Annotated in this window: 2 protein-coding genes; both read right to left on the bottom strand. The window is 52.9% G+C overall.

The features are described from left to right. Positions 1-101 (bottom strand): Maff2 family mobile element protein (locus DMI82_RS19410; protein ID WP_110104291.1); only part of this gene is annotated, 101 nt, incomplete at its 3' end. 95 nt (positions 102-196) lie between these two features. Then, a complete protein-coding gene (locus DMI82_RS19405) occupies positions 197-2,032 on the bottom strand; it encodes a VirD4-like conjugal transfer protein, CD1115 family (RefSeq protein ID WP_110104290.1) in 1,836 nt (611 codons plus the stop codon). Between the last annotated feature and the right edge of the window lie 21 nt (positions 2,033-2,053).

The raw sequence follows: 2,053 nt of genomic DNA, 5'->3' as shown, positions 1-2,053 counted from the left end.
TAGCCCTCCAGCAGATTAACCACGCCCCACACGCCAAGGCCAGCACCGAGAGCAATAACGAGGGTCTGTAAAGTGTCGATTGCAGATGAGAAAAATGCCATATAAGCCTCCATTTCTCCGGGATTTTCCCGGTAACAAAAAAGCCGCCCTTGCAGGCGGCAGGTTACAAACTTCGGGACACTTTGTCTCGAAGCGTTTATGCAAAGGCGTCTGGATCGTCGATGTCATCATAGTTGAGGATGTCCTCGTCCTCTTCTGTGAGCGCATCGTCCGGCACAGTCACCTCATACATCGTACACGCCTCGTTCAGACCGGGCCGCCTGCGGCGGTTAATGAGCCTGTCGAGGTCAAAAGCGTTTTTCTGTTTATCGGCCTCCGCCGTATAACGGTAGTTCGGATGCCGTTTCAGATCATACTTGGGAGAGAAGAACGGGGGTAGGCCCCGAAGCTGCAAAATACATTTATCTCCCGGCATGGTTGCAAGTTCGGCTGGGGTCATCAGTTCCCGGCCCAGCCGCTGGGTATTTTGACTGTAGCTTTCCGACTGACCACGGGAGCGGCTGTCGGTCTGCATACTGATTGTGGCCTTTCCCAGCCAGTTCTCGGATATTTCCTTGATGGTGCTGGCTTCGCGGCCACCGAGGAACACCACGCTGTCCATGTTGCCGAGGATTGTCTCGGCGTGTTTATCGTAAATGGCCTTGCACTGCGCCAACTGCTGATACAGCAGGCAAAGACTCACCTCACGGGAGCGGATAACCGCGACCAGCTTTTCGAGCTGGGGCACCTGTCCCGTGTTGGCTGCCTCATCCCACAGCACCCGTACATGGTGCGGCAGGCGGCCACCGTGAACATTGTCCGCCCGTTCACACAGGAGGTTGAACATCTGCGAAAATGCAAGCGCCACTAAAAAGTTGTAGGTCTGCGTGGTATCGGAAATGATGAAGAATACCGCCGTTTTCCGATCTCCGATGCGGTCAAGCTCCAATTCGTCATAGGCCATGACTTCACGAAGCTGCGGGATGTCAAAGGGAGCCAGCCGCGCACCGCAGGAAATTAAAATGCTTTTTGCCGTCTTGCCGCTGGCCAATTTGTACTTTTTATACTGTTTGACCGCAAAGCAATCCGGCTTGCGCTTTTCAAGCCCGGCAAACATATAGTCCACCGCGTTCATAAAGTCCTCGTCATCCTCCTTGACCTCCATGCCGGAAATCATATCCACAAGGGTATTCATGTTCCGATCCTCAGCAGGCCCCTCGAAAATGATGTAGGCAATCAGGGCGCAGTATAAAAGCGTTTCCGATTTCGTCCAGAATGGATCGCCTTCCTTGCCTTCGCCCTTTGTGTTGGAAATCAGGGCATCCACGAATTTCAGAATATCAGCCTCGTTGCGGATATACGCCAGCGGGTTATAGTGCATGGATTTTGAAAAATCTATGCTGTTGAATACCTTGATTTTGTACCCGCGTTTTTGCAGGAAAGCTCCGACCTGTCCCAGCACACCGCCTTTGGGATCGACCACCACATAAGAGGAATGAGCCTGTAAAAGCTGGGGCGTGAGCCAAAAGCGGGTTTTGCCGGAGCCGGATGAGCCGATAATACAGCAATTCAGGTTTCTGGCATTTGCGGGGATTTTAGGGCGGGTGTTCATCGTGAGAAACTCCGTCCCGGTCAAAATCACGTTGTTTTCAAACCTTGGATCAACAAATGGTTTGATGTCTTTTTCCGTTCCCCACCGGGCGCTGCCGTATTCTGCATCCCGCCGGAACTTCTTAGCGTTCTTGCTTTTGAAATAGATCAGCAGCCGGAAACCAACTGCGCCTACAATACCAACAAGCCAATCCAGCGGGGCAAGGCCGGGTGCAAAGTCAGCAAAGGCCGGGCCAATCGTCTGGCCCAGCCCGATGAGCTTATGTGCAAAATCGTTACCCGCTGCCAGCCGGTAGGCCGTTCCCAGCTTGAGGAACGCCCACAGGATGAACAGATAGGGAATGTTCGGAATGAGATATTTTCTGATCTTATCTGTCCTCATGGGCCACCTCCTTTGCACGTT

The organism is Blautia sp. BCRC 81119, assembly GCF_003184505.1.
Classification (GTDB): domain Bacteria; phylum Bacillota; class Clostridia; order Lachnospirales; family Lachnospiraceae; genus Blautia_A; species Blautia_A fusiformis.
The sequence above is the reverse complement of the archived record's forward strand: the minus strand, read 5'-3'. Positions and strand labels throughout refer to the sequence as shown.

Bases quoted from the DNA above. Each gene is read 5' to 3' on its own strand.
- DMI82_RS19405 (WP_110104290.1), bottom strand. From the start codon at position 2,032: ATGAGGACAGATAAGATCAGAAAATATCTCATTCCGAACATTCCCTAT.